Consider the following 16,043-nt stretch of genomic DNA (forward strand, 5'->3'; position numbering starts at 1 on the left):
TGCTTTTTGCAGTCGCTCTATCTGTTGGGAATTGAGATGATTTTGGGCTGGCATTTTTCTACAAAGTGACTAGACTATATTTTAATTATACCCTATTTAAATGTACAACAGCTTATCTCATCACTTATTTAGCCATTTCGCCGAATTCTACCCTTTCTTTTTTCTGGCAAAAACTTGCTAGAACCAGCAGTAAAAATGCGCCAAAAAATACGCAACCTTCAATATCACGCCGACGAAGAATTCAAACAATATAGCCCCCAAATCCCAAGTACAACCCAAAACCCCTGACCAAAACAGAAAACCCATCAGTGGAGCAGGCATCTTGCCTGCTTTATATCTGCGGTTTAAAAAAACCCCCCATCAAAGCCAACCGGCCCAGAGACCAAAAGATAAGCTAATCTTAAAACTAGACCCAAAAACAAACCGGCCAGCAAAAACAGCCGGTAAAAGAGTCTAAAAACCGGGAAAAAACAACCCCGGTGCCACTTACATGACCTATTGACGAGCGAACTCCCACTCATGTCATCACATACTCTGCCGGATAAAGCAGTAGCATGGCAAACCTTGCCAGTAGACAAAACCCTAGAACAACTTCAAACCGACAGCGAGGCCGGCCTAAGCGCCAGCCAAGTATCCGAACGCCAGACACGCTACGGCCCCAACGAACTCCAAGAAACAGCCGGACGTAGCGCATGGCAAATCCTCCTCGATCAGTTCACCAACATCATGCTACTGATGCTGATCGGAGTCGCCATAGTCTCAGGCGTTTTAGACTTCTTGGATCTTCAAGCCGGCAAACTCAAGCCCGGAGAAGTACCCTTCAAAGACACAGCCGCGATTTTGATCATCGTCATCCTCAACGGAGTCCTGGGCTACCTGCAAGAAAGCCGCGCTGAAAAAGCCCTCGCAGCCCTCAAAAAACTCTCCTCACCCCTAGTGCGAGTGATCCGCGACGGCAGAACCCAAGAAGTCGCAGCCAAAGAAATCGTCCCCGGAGATGTGATGCTCCTCGAAGCCGGAGTCCAAGTCGCAGCAGACGGACGCCTCATCGAAGCCTCCAACCTGCAAATTCGAGAAGCAGCCCTCACCGGCGAAGCCAACGCCGTCAACAAACAACCCCAACTGCAACTCAAAGAAGACACCCCCCTAGGCGACCGGCTAAACCTCGTTTTTCAAGGCACCGAAGTAGTACACGGACGCGGCAAAGTCATAGTCACCGGCACCGGAATGCAAACCGAACTCGGACGCATCGCCGCCCTCTTACAAGGCGTGGAATCCGAACCCACCCCATTGCAACAACGCATGGGCCAACTCGGCAACGTCCTCGTATCCGGCTCACTTGCCCTCGTCGCCATCGTCGTAGTTTTCGGCTTAATACAAAGCAACTGGAACCTCAACGTCCTCAAAGAACTTGTTGAAGTCTCCCTCAGCATGGCCGTAGCCGTCGTACCCGAAGGCTTACCCGCCGTTATTACCGTCACCCTCGCCCTGGGTACGCAAAGGATGGTGAAACGCAACGCCCTGATCCGCAAACTCCCCGCCGTCGAAACCCTTGGATCAGTCACCACCATTTGCTCCGACAAAACCGGCACCCTCACCCAAAACAAAATGGTGGTACAGCGCCTCGAAACCGCCAGCCACACCATCACCATCACCGGCGAAGGCTACGCGCCCGTCGGAGACTTCCGCACCTCCGACCTCACCATCAGCCCCGAACAATACACCGACCTGCAAACCCTCCTGCTCGCCTGCGTCCTGTGTAACGATGCCGTCTTGCAGATGGACAAAAATCAATGGAGCATTCTTGGCGACCCCACCGAAGGCTCCCTCCTCTCCCTCGCAGGCAAAGCCGGCCTCTACAAAGAAGAATGGGGCCGCAAACTCTCCCGCGTCGGCGAGTTTCCCTTCTCCTCAGAACGCAAACGGATGAGCACCATCTGCCAAAACGCCTCCACCGTTTTGCGTTCCCTCGCCTTTGACGGCCCCGATGGGGATGCCCCTTATATCATGTTCACCAAAGGCTCCCCCGAACTGATCCTCGAACGCTGCTCTCACATTCTCATCAACAATCAAGTACAAAATCTCACAAACGCCCAACGAGAAAGGATTCTCGAACAAAACAACCAAATGGCAGGGGCCGGTCTCCGCGTCCTCGGCTTTAGCTGCAAACCTCTTTACGAAGTCCCCCCAGAAAGCCAAGACGAAACCACCGAACAAAAGCTAGTCTGGCTTGGCTTAATCAGTATGCTCGACGCCCCGCGCCCGGAAGTCCGCGAAGCCGTCGCCAAATGTCGCGCCGCCGGCATCCGTCCCGTAATGATCACCGGCGACCACCAACTCACCGCCAGCGCCATCGCCCAAGACCTCGGCATCGCAGAGGCCGGTGCTCGTGTCCTGGTCGGCCAACAACTCGAAAAACTTTCCCAAAAAGAACTCGAAAAAGAAGTCGAGCACGTCAGCGTCTACGCCCGCGTCGCCCCCGAACATAAACTTAGAATTGTCCAAGCCCTCCAAACAAACGGCGAATTTGTCGCCATGACCGGCGACGGAGTAAACGACGCCCCAGCCCTCAAACAAGCCGACATCGGCATCGCAATGGGCATCACCGGCACAGACGTCAGCAAAGAAGCAAGCGACATGGTATTGCTTGATGACAACTTCGCCACCATCGTCGCCGCCACCGAAGAAGGCAGAACCGTTTACACCAATATCCGCCGGTTCATCAAATACATCCTCGGTAGCAACATCGGCGAAGTCATCACCATCGCCGCCGCCCCACTTCTAGGCTTAGGAGGCGTTCCCCTTTCCCCCCTCCAAATTTTGTGGATGAACCTCGTTACCGACGGCGTACCGGCCCTCGCCCTAGCAGTCGAGCCTGCCGAGCCAAACGTAATGAAACGCCCCCCCAACAACCCCAAAGAAAGCATCTTTGCGCGTGGTTTGGGTTCCTACATGGTGCGTATAGGCATCATTTTCGCCATCCTCACCATCGTCCTCATGCAATGGGCCTACTACCACACTACTCAACTGCCCTCCCCCGCCGGCCTCAGCCCGGAACGTTGGAAAACAATGGTCTTCACCACCCTTTGTTTAGCCCAAATGGGACACGCCCTCGCCATTCGTTCCAACACCCAACTGACGATAGAAATGAACCCCTTTACAAACTTATTTGTTTGGGGCGCTGTCATCGTCACCACCGCACTACAACTAGCACTGGTTTATGTCAAACCCCTCCAAGCCTTTTTTGGCACTCATGCTCTCAGCGGCATAGAATTATTAATTTGCATTGGTTTCAGTGCCTTAATGTTTGTCTGGATTGAGTTGGAAAAACTCTTTATCCGCTGGTATCGTTCCAGGAAATAACACCCAGATACAAAAATGATTGGTAATTGGAAAATCCCATAATAAACCCCTCCAATTACCATCACTACCAACACAAAAAAACCACCTATATAAACAAAAACCCATAACAAAACCGATAACCCATCTGCGTTTATATGCGTTTATCTGCGGTTTAAAAAATCCCCAAATATAAAATCGAATGTATCTCAAACATTTACACCTGCGGCAGTTCCGCAACTATCTTGACCAGGAGGTAAATTTTGCCGCCCCAAAAACAATTTTAGTAGGCGATAATGCCCAAGGAAAATCAAATTTATTAGAAGCCGTTGGCTTACTTTCAACACTCAAAAGTTATCGGGCCGGTCGGGATAAAGAATTGGTCAAAGATGGCGAAACCACCGGCCAAATTTATGCTAATCTTTACCGCCAAAACGGGCCGGTCGAACTTGCTTTAACCCTCCGTACCACCGGCCAGCGTACCTGCACCGTTAACGGCAATTCCCTACGCAGGAAACATGACTTTTTAGGAATTTTAAACGCCGTCCAATTTTCCAGTTTAGACTTAGATTTAGTCCGAGGAAGCCCCGAAAATAGACGCAATTGGCTAGACAGTTTATTAGTGCAACTCGAACCAATTTATGCCTATGTTTTACAACAATATAATCAAGTTTTACGTCAAAGAAATGCCTTATTAAAACAAATCCACAATTCCGAAATTCGCCGCGATCCCACCGAACTTGCCCTCTGGGACGCCCAACTAGCAACCACCGGCACCCGCGTCACCCGCCGCCGCGCCAGAGCAATTGAAAGACTCGCACCTATTGCCGAAATTTGGCACTCGGCCATCAGCGGCAGAATCGAAAATTTAGAAATAAAATATACCCCAAATTTAGGCGCAGTTTATGACAATTCTCTCCGTGATGACCCCGAAAAACTCAAACAAGCCTTTTTAGAACAAATACAACAAAAAGCCACCGCAGAATACCATCAAGGCACAAGTTTAGTAGGGCCACATCGAGATGAAATAGAACTAATTATCAATCAAACACCGGCCAGACAATACGGTTCTCAAGGTCAACAAAGAACCCTTGTTTTAGCCTTAAAATTAGCCGAATTAAAACTCATAGAAGAAGTTGTGGGAGAACCGCCGCTGTTATTGCTTGATGATGTTTTGGCAGAGTTAGACCCCCGCCGGCAAACGCAATTACTTGAAGCAATTCAAGAGCGTTTCCAAACCTTAATTACCACAACCCATTTAGGCACATTTGATACTTCTTGGTTGCAGGATTCTCAGGTGTTATCTGTACAGACCGGCCACATTTCTACTCCCTAGGCTGTTGCTTTGCCCAACAACAGAGAAAGCCCACCAGCATAATAATGGTGGGCAGAACAACAACCTAAAAATACCAATTGCCCAAATTAAAATCGTTCGGTTTCTGGTGGTGGAGCACCGGCACCCGGTTGATTTAAAAATAGGTTTTTAGCAGAGTCGTTTTGGTACACACAGTTAATTTCCGGTTGACTTTCTAAAACGCCGGTGAACCCAAAAGTATTCATCCGGTTTTTACATTCATTACTTTGTTGTTGAGTGATAAGCTTGCGCTGTTCCAAAACAAACCAGTTATTTGTCCGCAACACACAACCCGGTTTCATACTAGGCTGGGCAACATAAACATTAAAAGGATTTAATGTTACAAAAATCCGAGCATCCATAACCACCGCACTAGCACCAAATTGAATACATACATCGGGGTTAGGCGCACTGCGGTCAATAAATTCGCGGGAGGCGACATTTTCGGGGCCAACGTTTGCCGTAGAACTAAAGGCAATACCAATGCCAACACCTAAAATAAAAATGCCAGCAAACAGTGCCAAAGAAGTGTAATTAAAAAATGAATTACCAGATTTACGTTTCATATTCAGCAACTCGACTCCAGTTTATTATAAGAAAAAAGCGCGGTTTGCCTGTACTTTAAAATTTCCAGCCCCGGCCTATTCTGTTTCCCTGATACTATTTTAGATTTTAATTGTAAAGATTTAAGACACTTTCTCCCCTACGGGGGTAGGGGGGGAAAGAAAATCTAGCGCTTACTCAAACTCCCCGTTAGCTAAAACGCAAGGGTATAGGGGAGTGCCGGTGAATCAAAGTTCGCTTCGGACGGTTAAAACTTGGGGAGGCGTTGCATCGGGAGGATAGAGAAAGTCAACTTGCACTAAGCGGCGATCTCCGGGGGGCATTTTTAAAGTAACTAATGCTTGTCCTTCTTGTCCTCGCCGCTGCACTAAATGCACATAACGGGTTTGAGGCGTTCCGCGTTCGTCGTTGTAGCGCACTCGGACTGTGCCGCGAAAAAAGATTTGCCCATCGCGGGGTTGTAGATACAATAACCCATCTTTCAGTTGATCGGATTTTAAAGGAGTGGAAATCGAGACACTTACCGTCTGAGGCCGGTTTGTATTGTTGTATAAAGGCATTGTCAGGTTATACTCTATGGCATAATTGCCATGCGCTTGATAGGCTGTATCAGGATAACGCGCTAACATTTCGGCACTTTGTATCTGGCCGGTGCCAAGGGTAATTTCGTGAAGGGTACTCAATCCATAGGAAAACGCCTCGCCCCGTTCAGGCACACTTAAATAGGCACTATTGTTTTGATCAGTAATTTGGCTTACCCATCGGGAACCGACAGCAACACCGGCCACCCGACCATAGACAATATCCCCACTTGTGTCATTAAGCGGAGTCGGTCGTCTATCTCGCGGGCCGGCCAGTCCGCCATTAGTTAGCAAGCGCTGCCATTCCTGTAAAGTTGGGGCTCGTTCGCTGCCATCCGGGTTGAGGGGCGAAAACATGGCTAAATTCGCCACATAAACCGGCCCCGAAGAATTCAGACGCATCAAAGTTGACCGGCCATTAGACACCGGCGCCACTTTCCCCAAGGGTAGGGGCAAATTCATCAACATTCCCCACCCACCAGGGGCCAGGGTTATTGTGGCCGGCCAGTTGTTTTGCCGCACACCCCGCAAAACATCGCTCATTGCCCGACTCCCCGGCCCCGAAAATACCGTACCATTGGGGTTATCTATTGCATCAGCTAATTCGACAAACAAAGCATCAGGAGAAGTGAGATAACTTGCCCCCTGCAACACCTGAAAAGTTATCGGTTCAGGGTTTGGGTTATATAAAATTATTCCTTGATACAAAGTCCGTAATTCAGCGGCGGTGCGGGCGCGAGCAATGTGGTGAGAAAATAAATCAAACCGGCCCTCAAAAGGGTAATTTAAGTGCGCTTCAGGAACCCGCATTCCATTAGCAGGAAAAGTAGAAAGCAAAATACCTTCATTGAGAACTAACTCAGGACTATTGCTGTTAAACACCGGCACAGTGTCCAATTTTCCGGGTAAAGCGCGTATTTCCGTTGGTTCCACCACTTCTTGGGGCGGTACCCGTTCCATAGCCGGCAACTCATCAAGGGGTGGTAGCGCTTCCGGCGGTGGTAACGGCGGAGTCGGTGGGGGTGCCGGTTGAGGAACAGTCGGCTGAGGAACAGTCGGTTGAGGCGGCACCGACATTCCCCCTGGGGGGGCGGGTATAATTTGAGCAACCGTTACAACAGGCAAAAATGGCAGCATTTGTAGGCTTGAATAAACAGCAGGAAGTTTTTTATCAAAAATTCAGATATGATTGCTGAGCACCCGAATAAAAGCATAAAGCAATTGCAAATTTTATGCTTTGCTAGATTCAAAACTGCTGCAATTATTGTGCCAGCAGCAAGAATTTAAAATTTTTTGCTCTTGCATTTGTTTCTTTAATGGCTGCCGATATGTCTTGGAATTCACGATTCATTTTTTCTCAACAACTTTCTTCTCTCTCGACCGTTATTGCCGGTTTTGGTTTCCTCAGCGTTCTATATTTTGCCACACCGGCCACCGCCAACACCCCCACAAGTTATTGTCAAGGAGAAGGCAACTCAAAAGTAATCAACGGTCGAGGCGTTTGTAGTTTCCCTTCTGGCAACCGTTACAGCGGCGAATTTCGCAACGGTATCCGCGAAGGCCAAGGCGTTTTTACCTACATCAATGGTACCGACTGCGAAGGAGAATTTAGAGAAAATGCCCTCAACGGCAGAGGTACTTGTCTGTTTTCTTCGGGAAACCGTTATGAAGGCGAATTTAAAAATGGTTTGCCCCAAGGCCAAGGCGTTTTTACATCCTTAGATGGTGTTCGTTGTCAAGGTGAATTTCAAAACGGACAGCTTAATGGCAGAGGCGTTTGTCTCTTTCCTTCTGGCAACCGTTATGAAGGCGAATTTCTCAATAATAACCGGCATGGTCAAGGCGTTTTAACCTTTACAGATGGCACTCGCTGTCAAGGAGAATTTCGCAATGGGCAACTCAATGGCAGAGGCGTTTGTCTCTTTCCTTCTGGTAATCGTTATGAAGGCGAATTCCGCAATAATAACCGGCATGGTCAAGGCGTTTTCATCTACAGCAATGGCACTCGTTTACAGGGAATTTGGCAAAATGGAAATTTAGCAAGGCCCGCTCAACCGGCACCCAGAAGATAATTTGATTTTTGGGCAACTTCAAAAGTTGCCCCTACTGCCAGCTTGCTAACAATTTTCCAAAAATGTTATCATCAAATATGCAAATTAAATTAGAAAAGAGCAATATTATGAAAGCAACCGACATATCCAATGCACAGACATTAGGTGATTGGGCTTATTTAGCAATTGAAAAACATTTCCAAAAAACCTTAGACCACGAAGCGGCTGTTATGAAAGATACAGACCCAGAAGAACTGCATCAAATGCGAGTAGGAATGCGCCGGCTACGTTCCGCAATTACCGGCTTTTCCAGTGCTTTACAATTACCAAAAGCCGCCGCTGAAGAAAACATCGGAAAAATTGCTCGCCGGTTGGGAGAATTGCGAGATTTAGATGTTTTGATAGAAGCTCTACAAATGGAATATAAACCCCATTTACCAGAACAAGAACAAGAAAATCTTGATACAATTGTAGAAGTTTTGATAAAACAACGTCGCAAAGTATTTAACAAAGTCTATAAAACCCTCAATGGTAAAACCTATCAAAAATTAAAAAATCATTTAAAAAACTGGCTAGATAAACCGGCCTACTCAGGCGTTGCTGAGTTTCCAGTTCAGTTAGTGTTACCCGACTTACTCGCCCCACAAATCAGCCGGTTATTGTTACATCCGGGGTGGTTAGTGGGGGGAAGTTTAGGCGATTTTCATGCCGAACCTCTCAACGATGCAAAACCAACAACTATCGAGGCTGAACTTGCCCAACAAGGGCCGGTTTTGCACAGTCTTCGCAAGCAAGTTAAACGAGTCCGTTATCAAATGAGTTTGTTTACCAAACTTTATGGCGAAGAGTATGAAGAATATGTCGAAGATATGAAAGATGTTCAAGAAGTATTAGGAAACATTCAAGATAGTTTAGTTTTAGCAGAAATGCTTTCAGAAATTTTGGATAATCCCCTCGAAAACGAATTGCCAACTTTAGCAAAAAACCTCACTCAATCACGTCAAAAAGCTTGGGAAAAATGGCAACCTCTCCAGCAACGTTATTTAACCACAGAAACACGCAAAAGTTTCCATTTATCCCTAGTTAATTGTTCGTAGTCATTAGGCATTTCTGCTTGGGATGAATGCCTTTTTTTCCTGTGACTAATGACGAATGACCCATGCCAAGTGGCCATTACCCATATTTAGTTTATTGATTACCTTAGCTTAAGGTTCGCCGTTTAAACTAAAAGACGAGATTTGCAATCTCGTCCGTCTTTGCTGGGGTAAACAGGCATGGTTCCAATTTGCAATAGCCTTATAGAAATTGATAGCCCAGATGAAACCGAGACTCGCCGGTTACAGCTTTATGGAAAAGGTGAATTAATAGATACCACAACTCAACGCATTTGGCAAGTTTGTAAAGGAATTGTTCAGTTAAGTACCCTTTACCCCACCGGCGAAGAAGCATTACTAGGATGGGTTGGCCCTTCGATGTGTTTTGGCCCTTGGTTTACATACCTGGAAACTTATCAAGCAAAGGCGGTTTCTGATGTTTATCTGATGTGGTTTTCTCCAGCAGAAATTGAATCTTCTCCCCAACTTGCAGCCCAACTTTTGCCCCAAATGAATCACCGTTTACGGCAAATGGAAGCATTACTAGCAATTGGCGGTTTGCGTCGTGTGGAAGATCGTTTAAATCAGTTATTGTTATTACTTAAACAAGAAATGGGACAGCCCGTTTCAGACGGTACTTTGTTAAATATTCGTTTGACGCATCAAGATATTGCAGGCGCTATTGGTACTAGCCGGGTTACAATAACTCGTCTCATGGGACAGTTAAAGCAACAAGGTTTGATTGGTTTTGATTCTAAGCGTAAGATCATCTTAAAAGAACCGGCATTTTTGGCAGCAAGTCAGTGTTCTGTCTTACGCCGGTAGCAGAAGGGCTTTGATTTTTTTCCTTCTTTTTGGAGGGGCGGTTTTTGTCTAGTTAGGCCGGTGCCGGTGGAACGTCTGTACCCTGGAACGTCTGGCGGAACTACCCACACCGGCCCACCCACAACACTGTAAACTTATGTAAAGTGTTGTTTCAAATCGCCACCATGATTTCCCGTCGCAAATTTTTAAGCCTTGTTTTAGCAAGCTGTCTCGTATTCTTTAGCTGGATTGGCTATACTCCCGCAGCCTCAGCCTTGGGTGGAAAATTACCCCCCCTCAACGAACCGGCGCCCGAATTTACCCTTCCCACCAACACCGGCGATGGGGAAATTTCCTTAAACGACTATCGCGGTAAATGGTTGGTACTCTACTTTTACCCCAAAGACTTTACCTCTGGCTGCACCCTGGAAGCACGCCGGTTTCAGCAAGATTTATCAAAATATCAAGCAAAAGGCGCTGAAATTTTAGGCGTAAGCGCCGATGACATCGAATCTCACGCCGAATTTTGCGACTCCGAAGGCTTGAAATTTCCCCTCCTCGCAGACACCACCGGCAGCGTCAGCAAAGCTTATGGATCTTGGTTAGGCTTTTTCTCCCTGCGCCACAGCTTTATTATTGACCCTAAAGGCAATCTCCGCGAGATTTTCCTTAATGTTAGCCCCGCTGTTCACAGCAATGAAGTTTTAGCACGTCTCGACGAACTCCAAAAAGCTGATTCATAATATGGGGTAAATCTCAATCAAAAACCGGGTTTCTACAACCAACGCCAAACTTAGAAACCCGGTTTTTTTAAAAAAAATTGACGCATTTTTTATTGCCATGACAAACAACCAATTCGACCCGCAAAATTCACCCGAATTTGCTGAACCTGTCGCCCCCCAAAAGTTAGATTTACAGTTAAATCTTCCACCGGCCATCGATTTTGTAGAAGAAAAACCCAGCGAATTAGAAATCGAAAATCCTGCCTCTACCAGCAAAAATAAGCCGGTTTTGGGAGTAGGTTTTTTGCTCAGGGTTTCCACCGCCGCCAGTCATTTTTTCGCAGAAGCAGCCAAAATTGACCGCGATTCTATTACCGATTGGCAAATGAAACCGGCGCGCATTTATACAGGCTTGACATTTACCGGTTTTAGTGCATTAGGATTAGTTTTATTAATGTTTTATATCAGCCGGTTTCATCCAGAATTTGCCAGAACAGAGTGGGTTAAATATTTTTGGTATCAATATATTTTGCTAGTAAGTTTAGGAGTAGCAGGAATGAGTATGCTGGGGAGAGAAGCCCTACGCCGGCCACTAAAAGAGCAAAATTATCTTGATGAGCGAGTAGATTAAAACTATAATTTTGCCAACCCAAAAAAACAAAATAGGAGCGCCGGTCGCCAGAAAAGCGGTTTGGCGCTCTTGAAAAACAAAAAATGCGCTACGAAAAATGATTCTGTAAGCGGTCGGACTTTTAGCGCTGCAACTAAACTTTTTTCAAGTCTGGTAAACTGGCGTGTAACTTCAGACAATTTCGCCCATCAACTTGCAAACAATATTCAACACGATCCATAAGCCGGTTCATAATCAACCAGCCATAACCGCCATCTTGCAAATCTTCAGGCGAAGGAGCCATATAAGTTGATAAATCATAACCTTGACCGTGATCCCAAACTTCCAGAGCGATATCACGATCCTTGAGTTCTAAACGAAGAACCACCGGCAAATTTGGCCTATCCCTGTGAGCGTGACGCACCACATTAGAATAGGCTTCAGCGAGAACCAAGCGTAAACGATTGGATTGTCTAGGCCAATCCGTATGACCGCTCAGATCAAGCTCTAAACTGCCCAGCAGCCAGTTTTCAACAATGGTCAAAAACCGTAAATCGCTTGGCACATGAAGCTCACTTCTCATAGCTTACAGAACCTCCAGAGAAAGCATTGTTTGATCGTCTTCCTGCTCAACCGCTCTTTCACGAACGCGAGCCAGTAAATTATCGAGATCCAAAGGCGTCGGCTCAAGAAGCAACATTTCCCACAGCCCATCCTGTTGAAGCATAGCCCCCGCACGAGAGCCGATAGAGTTTTCTTCATTGATAGTGGCTTCTGTGATGCCATCGCTTGTCAGCAAAAACACATCACCACCTTTCAACTCTACGCTACCTCCTTTGCCTCTCCACACCGGCAGAATCCCCACCGGAATGCCCCGCGTTTTCAGAAAATTCGGCTCTACCGTTTCTTTAGCAGCCAGAGCAGTTTGCGACCACAGCAAGGGATAAATATGGCCGGCATTGGCATAGGCTAACTGCCCAGTAGACGGCGAATAGCGAGCCAAAACCATTGTAATAAAGCAGTTATTGCTCACTAAATCTTCCGACAAGATACTATTGAGGTTCTGCATAACCTGTTCTGGATCAAGCCTGGTTTCTTGAGACAATTCTCGCCGCATCACCGAAATGGCACTAGCCATAAACAACGCCGCCGGAACACCTTTTCCCGACACATCCCCCACAGCTACCCAAATATCCCCCTGCGGGTGAGCATAGACTTCAAAGAAATCTCCGCCAACCTCACGGGCTGGATAACAACAAGCCTGCACCTTGACGCTTTCGAGTTCTGGCCAGCTTTGCCGAAGCAAATTCATTTGAATTTGTCGCGCCACTTCTAGCTCAGCCCGCATTTGCTGTGCTTGCTCTTGGGAACGCTGATACAGTTTGGCTTGGGATAAAGCTAAGGCTGCTTGTTCGGCAACGCCTTCAATGAGTTGAATATCATCACTTGACCAAGCCTGAGCCTGAGCATCCTGAGCAAGGCACAAAACCGCCAGAAACTCTTTTTGGTAGTGTAGCGGCACCACCAATCTTGTGATGTGATCTTGGCTTTCTTCAGCTAAAGAAACTTGACGCTGGCGGCTATCTAGGGCGGCATGAATCATTTGCTCATCGGTTGAAATCGGCGTTTGCGCCTCAGATGCCTGATAACTAAACGATTCAGTAAGCAGCTTTTCTCCCTCAATGGCTCGCAACACACAGGTACTTGCCTGAAAGCTGCGTCCGACGGTTTCGGCAATCGTCCCCAGCATACTCCGGTAGTCCAAAGACTCCCGAATCGCACTCATCACCTCATTAAATAGCAATTCCCGCCGCAACGAACGCTGTAACTCGTTGGTGCGTTGTTTAATGACTTTATAGGTTTCTGAGGCTTGCTGGACTACTGCTTTAAGTTCGTCTGGCTGCCAGGGCTTTGTGATGTATTTAAAGACTTGGCCAGAGTTAATTGCTTCGACCAAATCTTCGACATCTGTGTAGCCGGTTAATAATATGCGGATGGTATCGGGATACCGTTCGACGGTTTTTCCCAAAAATTCTGTACCGTTCATCTCTGGCATTCTTTGGTCAGAGATAATGACGGCCATTTCTCCATGCTGATCGAGGGCTTCGAGGGCGGTAAAGGCACTGTCTGCCCGATATACTTGAAAATCCCGCCGAAATGTCCGATAAAGCAGGTCTAGGTTGTCTGCCTCGTCATCAACGACTAGGAGTTTTAGTTTGCTCCGATTTCCTTGGCTCATGCAAGACCCCACCCGGCTAATCCATCAATTCGCTTTTTAGGTGACGCTCCCAACATTAGATTTTTTCTCCCTAGCCCGAATTTGTCATGGTGTATGAATGAGCGCCCCTCAATTAAAATACAGCTTTCCGCATCTGCACAACTGCCAAACTTCCAACAAATTAAGAAAAATAACAGGTTTTTCGGTTTTACGAGACATTTGTTTTCAATTCGTATTTTTGTTTAGGCCAGGTATCTTGACATCGGATTTTAGATTTTGGATGCCTAGATTTTAGATTTTCAAAAGGCCGTGAGCCATGAAACTGACGCCGTTTAGGGCCGTTTTCGGGTGAGGGGTTTAACCCCCTATCCTATATATCACGGACTGCTTTTTTCCGCTATCCGCAGTTTGGCAGAGCGAGAGCGGGGGTTGGTTGCCTGTTCTTGTTCTTGGGGCAAGATCGGCTTTTTGGTGAGCACGCGCAATTGTTCATTTTCCCTTAGCCGGTGTTTTACAATCCGGTCTTCTAAGCTGTGAAAGCTGATAATACCTATTTTTCCCCCTGGTTTTAGCCAATTTGGCGCTACATCAATAAATTTTTCGAGGGAGGTTAATTCAGCGTTGACGGCTATCCTTAAGGCTTGAAATACTCGCGTTGCTGGGTGGATTCTACCATGTCGATATTTGGCCGGCACGCAAGAGGCTATGGCTTCGGCCAGTTGGGTTGTTGTGGAAAAGGGCCGGCTACTGACTATTGTGCGTGCGATCCTCCGCGAGAGTCTCTCTTCTCCGTAGGTGAAAAATATATCGGCGAGTTGTTTTTCTTGCCATTTGTTGATGATTTCGGCTGCTGTCAGGGGTTGTCGGTTGTCCATCCGCATATCGAGTGCGGCGGTGTGCCGAAAGCTAAACCCTCGTGCCGGTGTGTCTAGTTGCCCGGAACTTACGCCTAAATCGGCTATGATTCCATCAAATTGCTCGCTTTGCCCCGGATATTCACAAAAATTTCCGCGCCATATCTTGACATTTTCGCCGAATTGTGATAAATAAGTTTGAGCAGTGGCAATGGCTTGTTCGTCGCGGTCTATGGCGGTGACACGGACATCGGGGGAGGTGGCGAGGATGAGGCTGGTATGACCACCGGCCCCCAGGGTGGCATCAAGGTAGTGTCCGCCTGGGTGGATATTTAAAGCTTCGATGAGTTCTTTGGCAAGGACGGGGATATGGACAAAGGCCGGTGGAGTTGGAGAGTCTGTCATTTTTGGTAAATTAACGCCGCTTCTATTGTGCGTTGTTTGGAGGCTGTGAATACAAATTTGTCAATGGCGGCTATAAGCGATTAAAACTATCTTGCTCAAAGTGCTTTGCCTTCAGCCAATATAATGAGGAGAAGCTAAATAAAACTCAACATAAAGCTGAGACAGAACACCGGCGCTGTTTTTTGCCGTAGATGGGAAAATGGTGGGGCCGGTGCAAAAACTGATAAAGGGGAGAATGCAATAGCGATGCCGAGACTAGAGACAAGAACAGAACCCATGATTTTGAACATGGGGCCACACCATCCCTCAATGCACGGGGTGTTACGCTTGATTGTGACGTTGGATGGCGAAAATGTCCTCGACTGCGAGCCGGTAATTGGCTATTTGCACCGGGGAATGGAAAAAATCGCCGAGAATCGTACTAATGTGATGTACGTTCCCTATGTGAGCCGGTGGGACTATGCAGAGGGGATGTTTAACGAAGCGGTGACGGTGAATGCACCGGAAAAATTAGCCGATATCGCGGTGCCCAAACGTGCCAGTTATATCCGCATGGTTATGCTGGAGTTGAACCGCATTGCTAACCATTTGTTGTGGCTTGGCCCCTTCATGGCGGACGTTGGCGCACAAACTCCGTTCTTTTACATTTTCCGCGAACGCGAATTAATTTATGACCTCTGGGAAGCAGCAACCGGCTACCGGATGGTAAATAATAATTACTTCCGTATTGGCGGGGTGGCGGCTGATTTACCCTATGGTTGGGTAGATAAGTGTTATGACTTCTGTGATTACATGATGCCGAAAGTTGACGAGTATGAGCGGTTAATTACAGATAACCCAATTTTCCGCCGCCGCGTTGAAGGCATTGGTACTATCAGTCGTGAAGAGGCACTTAACTGGGCACTTTCTGGGCCGGTGTTGCGCGCTTCTGGGGTACAGTGGGATTTACGCAAGGTTGACCACTACGAATGTTATGACGAGTTAGACTGGGATGTGCAGTGGGAAACAGCGGGTGATTGTATGGCTCGCTATTTGGTGCGTATCCGCGAAATGCGTGAGTCTGTGAAAATTATCCGTCAAGCTTTAAAGGGTCTGCCTGGTGGCCCTTATGAAAATTTGGAAGCCAAACGGATGACCGAGGGGCCGAAGTCTGAGTGGAACAGTTTTGATTATCAGTTTATCGGTAAAAAGATTGCTCCTACTTTTAAGATTCCCAAAGGTGAACATTATGTGCGCGTTGAAAGCGGGAAAGGTGAGTTAGGAATTTTCATCATGGGGGATGATAATGTTTTCCCCTGGCGTTGGAAAATTCGGGCTGCTGATTTTGTCAATTTGCAAATTTTACCGCAGTTGTTGCGCGGGATGAAGGTTGCAGATATTGTGACGATTTTGGGCAGTATCGATGTGATTATGGGTTCGGTTGATCGTTAATTTTGAACCGCAGATG

Annotated in this window: 13 protein-coding genes; 8 read left to right on the forward strand and 5 right to left on the reverse strand. The window is 47.2% G+C overall.

The features are described from left to right. The first annotated feature begins 519 nt into the window (after window positions 1-519). Window positions 520-3,363: a cation-translocating P-type ATPase gene (locus NG798_RS14090; RefSeq protein WP_261223960.1), complete on the forward strand. Its 2,844-nt coding sequence runs from the start codon at window positions 520-522 to the stop codon at window positions 3,361-3,363. A 178-nt stretch (window positions 3,364-3,541) separates the two neighbouring features. Beyond that, entirely contained in the window at window positions 3,542-4,675 is a 1,134-nt protein-coding gene (gene recF, locus NG798_RS14095; protein WP_261223962.1) for a DNA replication/repair protein RecF, read from the forward strand. Between the two features lie 86 nt (window positions 4,676-4,761). Here recF and NG798_RS14100 read toward each other — a convergent pair whose 3' ends face one another. Then, window positions 4,762-5,259 (reverse strand): DUF3172 domain-containing protein, encoded by a 498-nt coding sequence (locus NG798_RS14100; protein WP_261223964.1) that lies wholly within the window; start codon window positions 5,257-5,259, stop codon window positions 4,762-4,764. Window positions 5,260-5,484: 225 nt separating this feature from the next. Then, window positions 5,485-6,975: a DUF3370 domain-containing protein gene (locus NG798_RS14105; protein ID WP_261223966.1), complete on the reverse strand. Its 1,491-nt coding sequence runs from the start codon at window positions 6,973-6,975 to the stop codon at window positions 5,485-5,487. 191 nt (window positions 6,976-7,166) lie between these two features. Here NG798_RS14105 and NG798_RS14110 point away from each other — a divergent pair, with 191 nt between their 5' ends. The 5 genes from NG798_RS14110 (at window position 7,167) to NG798_RS14130 (ending at window position 11,140) form a co-directional block, all read left to right on the forward strand. Further along, on the forward strand, window positions 7,167-7,910 hold the full coding sequence (locus NG798_RS14110; RefSeq protein ID WP_261223968.1) for an MORN repeat-containing protein: 744 nt from the start codon (window positions 7,167-7,169) through the stop codon (window positions 7,908-7,910). A gap of 107 nt (window positions 7,911-8,017) precedes the next feature. Further along, window positions 8,018-8,986: a CHAD domain-containing protein gene (locus NG798_RS14115; protein WP_261223977.1), complete on the forward strand. Its 969-nt coding sequence runs from the start codon at window positions 8,018-8,020 to the stop codon at window positions 8,984-8,986. 177 nt (window positions 8,987-9,163) lie between these two features. Next, window positions 9,164-9,808, forward strand: coding sequence for a Crp/Fnr family transcriptional regulator (locus tag NG798_RS14120; protein WP_261223979.1), 645 nt, complete (start codon window positions 9,164-9,166; stop codon window positions 9,806-9,808). A gap of 164 nt (window positions 9,809-9,972) precedes the next feature. Further along, window positions 9,973-10,530, forward strand: coding sequence for a peroxiredoxin (locus NG798_RS14125; RefSeq protein ID WP_261223987.1), 558 nt, complete (start codon window positions 9,973-9,975; stop codon window positions 10,528-10,530). A gap of 97 nt (window positions 10,531-10,627) precedes the next feature. Further along, window positions 10,628-11,140, forward strand: coding sequence for a hypothetical protein (locus NG798_RS14130; protein WP_261223988.1), 513 nt, complete (start codon window positions 10,628-10,630; stop codon window positions 11,138-11,140). Between the two features lie 133 nt (window positions 11,141-11,273). Here NG798_RS14130 and NG798_RS14135 read toward each other — a convergent pair whose 3' ends face one another. From NG798_RS14135 to rsmH, 3 genes are all read right to left on the reverse strand, one after another. After that, entirely contained in the window at window positions 11,274-11,702 is a 429-nt protein-coding gene (locus NG798_RS14135; protein ID WP_261223990.1) for an anti-sigma regulatory factor, read from the reverse strand. Window positions 11,703-11,705: 3 nt separating this feature from the next. Continuing rightward, window positions 11,706-13,358, reverse strand: coding sequence for a SpoIIE family protein phosphatase (locus NG798_RS14140; protein WP_261223999.1), 1,653 nt, complete (start codon window positions 13,356-13,358; stop codon window positions 11,706-11,708). Window positions 13,359-13,714: 356 nt separating this feature from the next. Continuing rightward, window positions 13,715-14,596, reverse strand: a complete 882-nt coding sequence (gene rsmH, locus NG798_RS14145) for a 16S rRNA (cytosine(1402)-N(4))-methyltransferase RsmH (RefSeq protein WP_261224001.1) — start codon at window positions 14,594-14,596, stop codon at window positions 13,715-13,717. Window positions 14,597-14,842: 246 nt separating this feature from the next. Here rsmH and NG798_RS14150 point away from each other — a divergent pair, with 246 nt between their 5' ends. Then, window positions 14,843-16,027 carry an NAD(P)H-quinone oxidoreductase subunit H gene (locus NG798_RS14150; RefSeq protein ID WP_261224003.1) on the forward strand — a complete coding sequence of 395 codons (1,185 nt, stop codon included), beginning with the start codon at window positions 14,843-14,845 and terminating at the stop codon, window positions 16,025-16,027. Window positions 16,028-16,043: the final 16 nt, after the last annotated feature.

Source organism: Ancylothrix sp. D3o (genome assembly GCF_025370775.1).
GTDB lineage: Bacteria > Cyanobacteriota > Cyanobacteriia > Cyanobacteriales > Oscillatoriaceae > Ancylothrix.

What these genes read in the sequence shown, in the direction of transcription:
- NG798_RS14090 (WP_261223960.1), top strand. Translation starts at nt 520, where the DNA reads ATGTCATCACATACTCTGCCGGATAAAGCAGTAGCATGGCAAACCTTG.
- recF (WP_261223962.1), top strand. Translation starts at nt 3,542, where the DNA reads ATGTATCTCAAACATTTACACCTGCGGCAGTTCCGCAACTATCTTGAC.
- NG798_RS14100 (WP_261223964.1), bottom strand. Translation starts at nt 5,259, where the DNA reads ATGAAACGTAAATCTGGTAATTCATTTTTTAATTACACTTCTTTGGCA.
- NG798_RS14105 (WP_261223966.1), bottom strand. Translation starts at nt 6,975, where the DNA reads ATGCTGCCATTTTTGCCTGTTGTAACGGTTGCTCAAATTATACCCGCC.
- NG798_RS14110 (WP_261223968.1), top strand. Translation starts at nt 7,167, where the DNA reads ATGTCTTGGAATTCACGATTCATTTTTTCTCAACAACTTTCTTCTCTC.
- NG798_RS14115 (WP_261223977.1), top strand. Translation starts at nt 8,018, where the DNA reads ATGAAAGCAACCGACATATCCAATGCACAGACATTAGGTGATTGGGCT.
- NG798_RS14120 (WP_261223979.1), top strand. Translation starts at nt 9,164, where the DNA reads ATGGTTCCAATTTGCAATAGCCTTATAGAAATTGATAGCCCAGATGAA.
- NG798_RS14125 (WP_261223987.1), top strand. Translation starts at nt 9,973, where the DNA reads ATGATTTCCCGTCGCAAATTTTTAAGCCTTGTTTTAGCAAGCTGTCTC.
- NG798_RS14130 (WP_261223988.1), top strand. Translation starts at nt 10,628, where the DNA reads ATGACAAACAACCAATTCGACCCGCAAAATTCACCCGAATTTGCTGAA.
- NG798_RS14135 (WP_261223990.1), bottom strand. Translation starts at nt 11,702, where the DNA reads ATGAGAAGTGAGCTTCATGTGCCAAGCGATTTACGGTTTTTGACCATT.
- NG798_RS14140 (WP_261223999.1), bottom strand. Translation starts at nt 13,358, where the DNA reads ATGAGCCAAGGAAATCGGAGCAAACTAAAACTCCTAGTCGTTGATGAC.
- rsmH (WP_261224001.1), bottom strand. Translation starts at nt 14,596, where the DNA reads ATGACAGACTCTCCAACTCCACCGGCCTTTGTCCATATCCCCGTCCTT.
- NG798_RS14150 (WP_261224003.1), top strand. Translation starts at nt 14,843, where the DNA reads ATGCCGAGACTAGAGACAAGAACAGAACCCATGATTTTGAACATGGGG.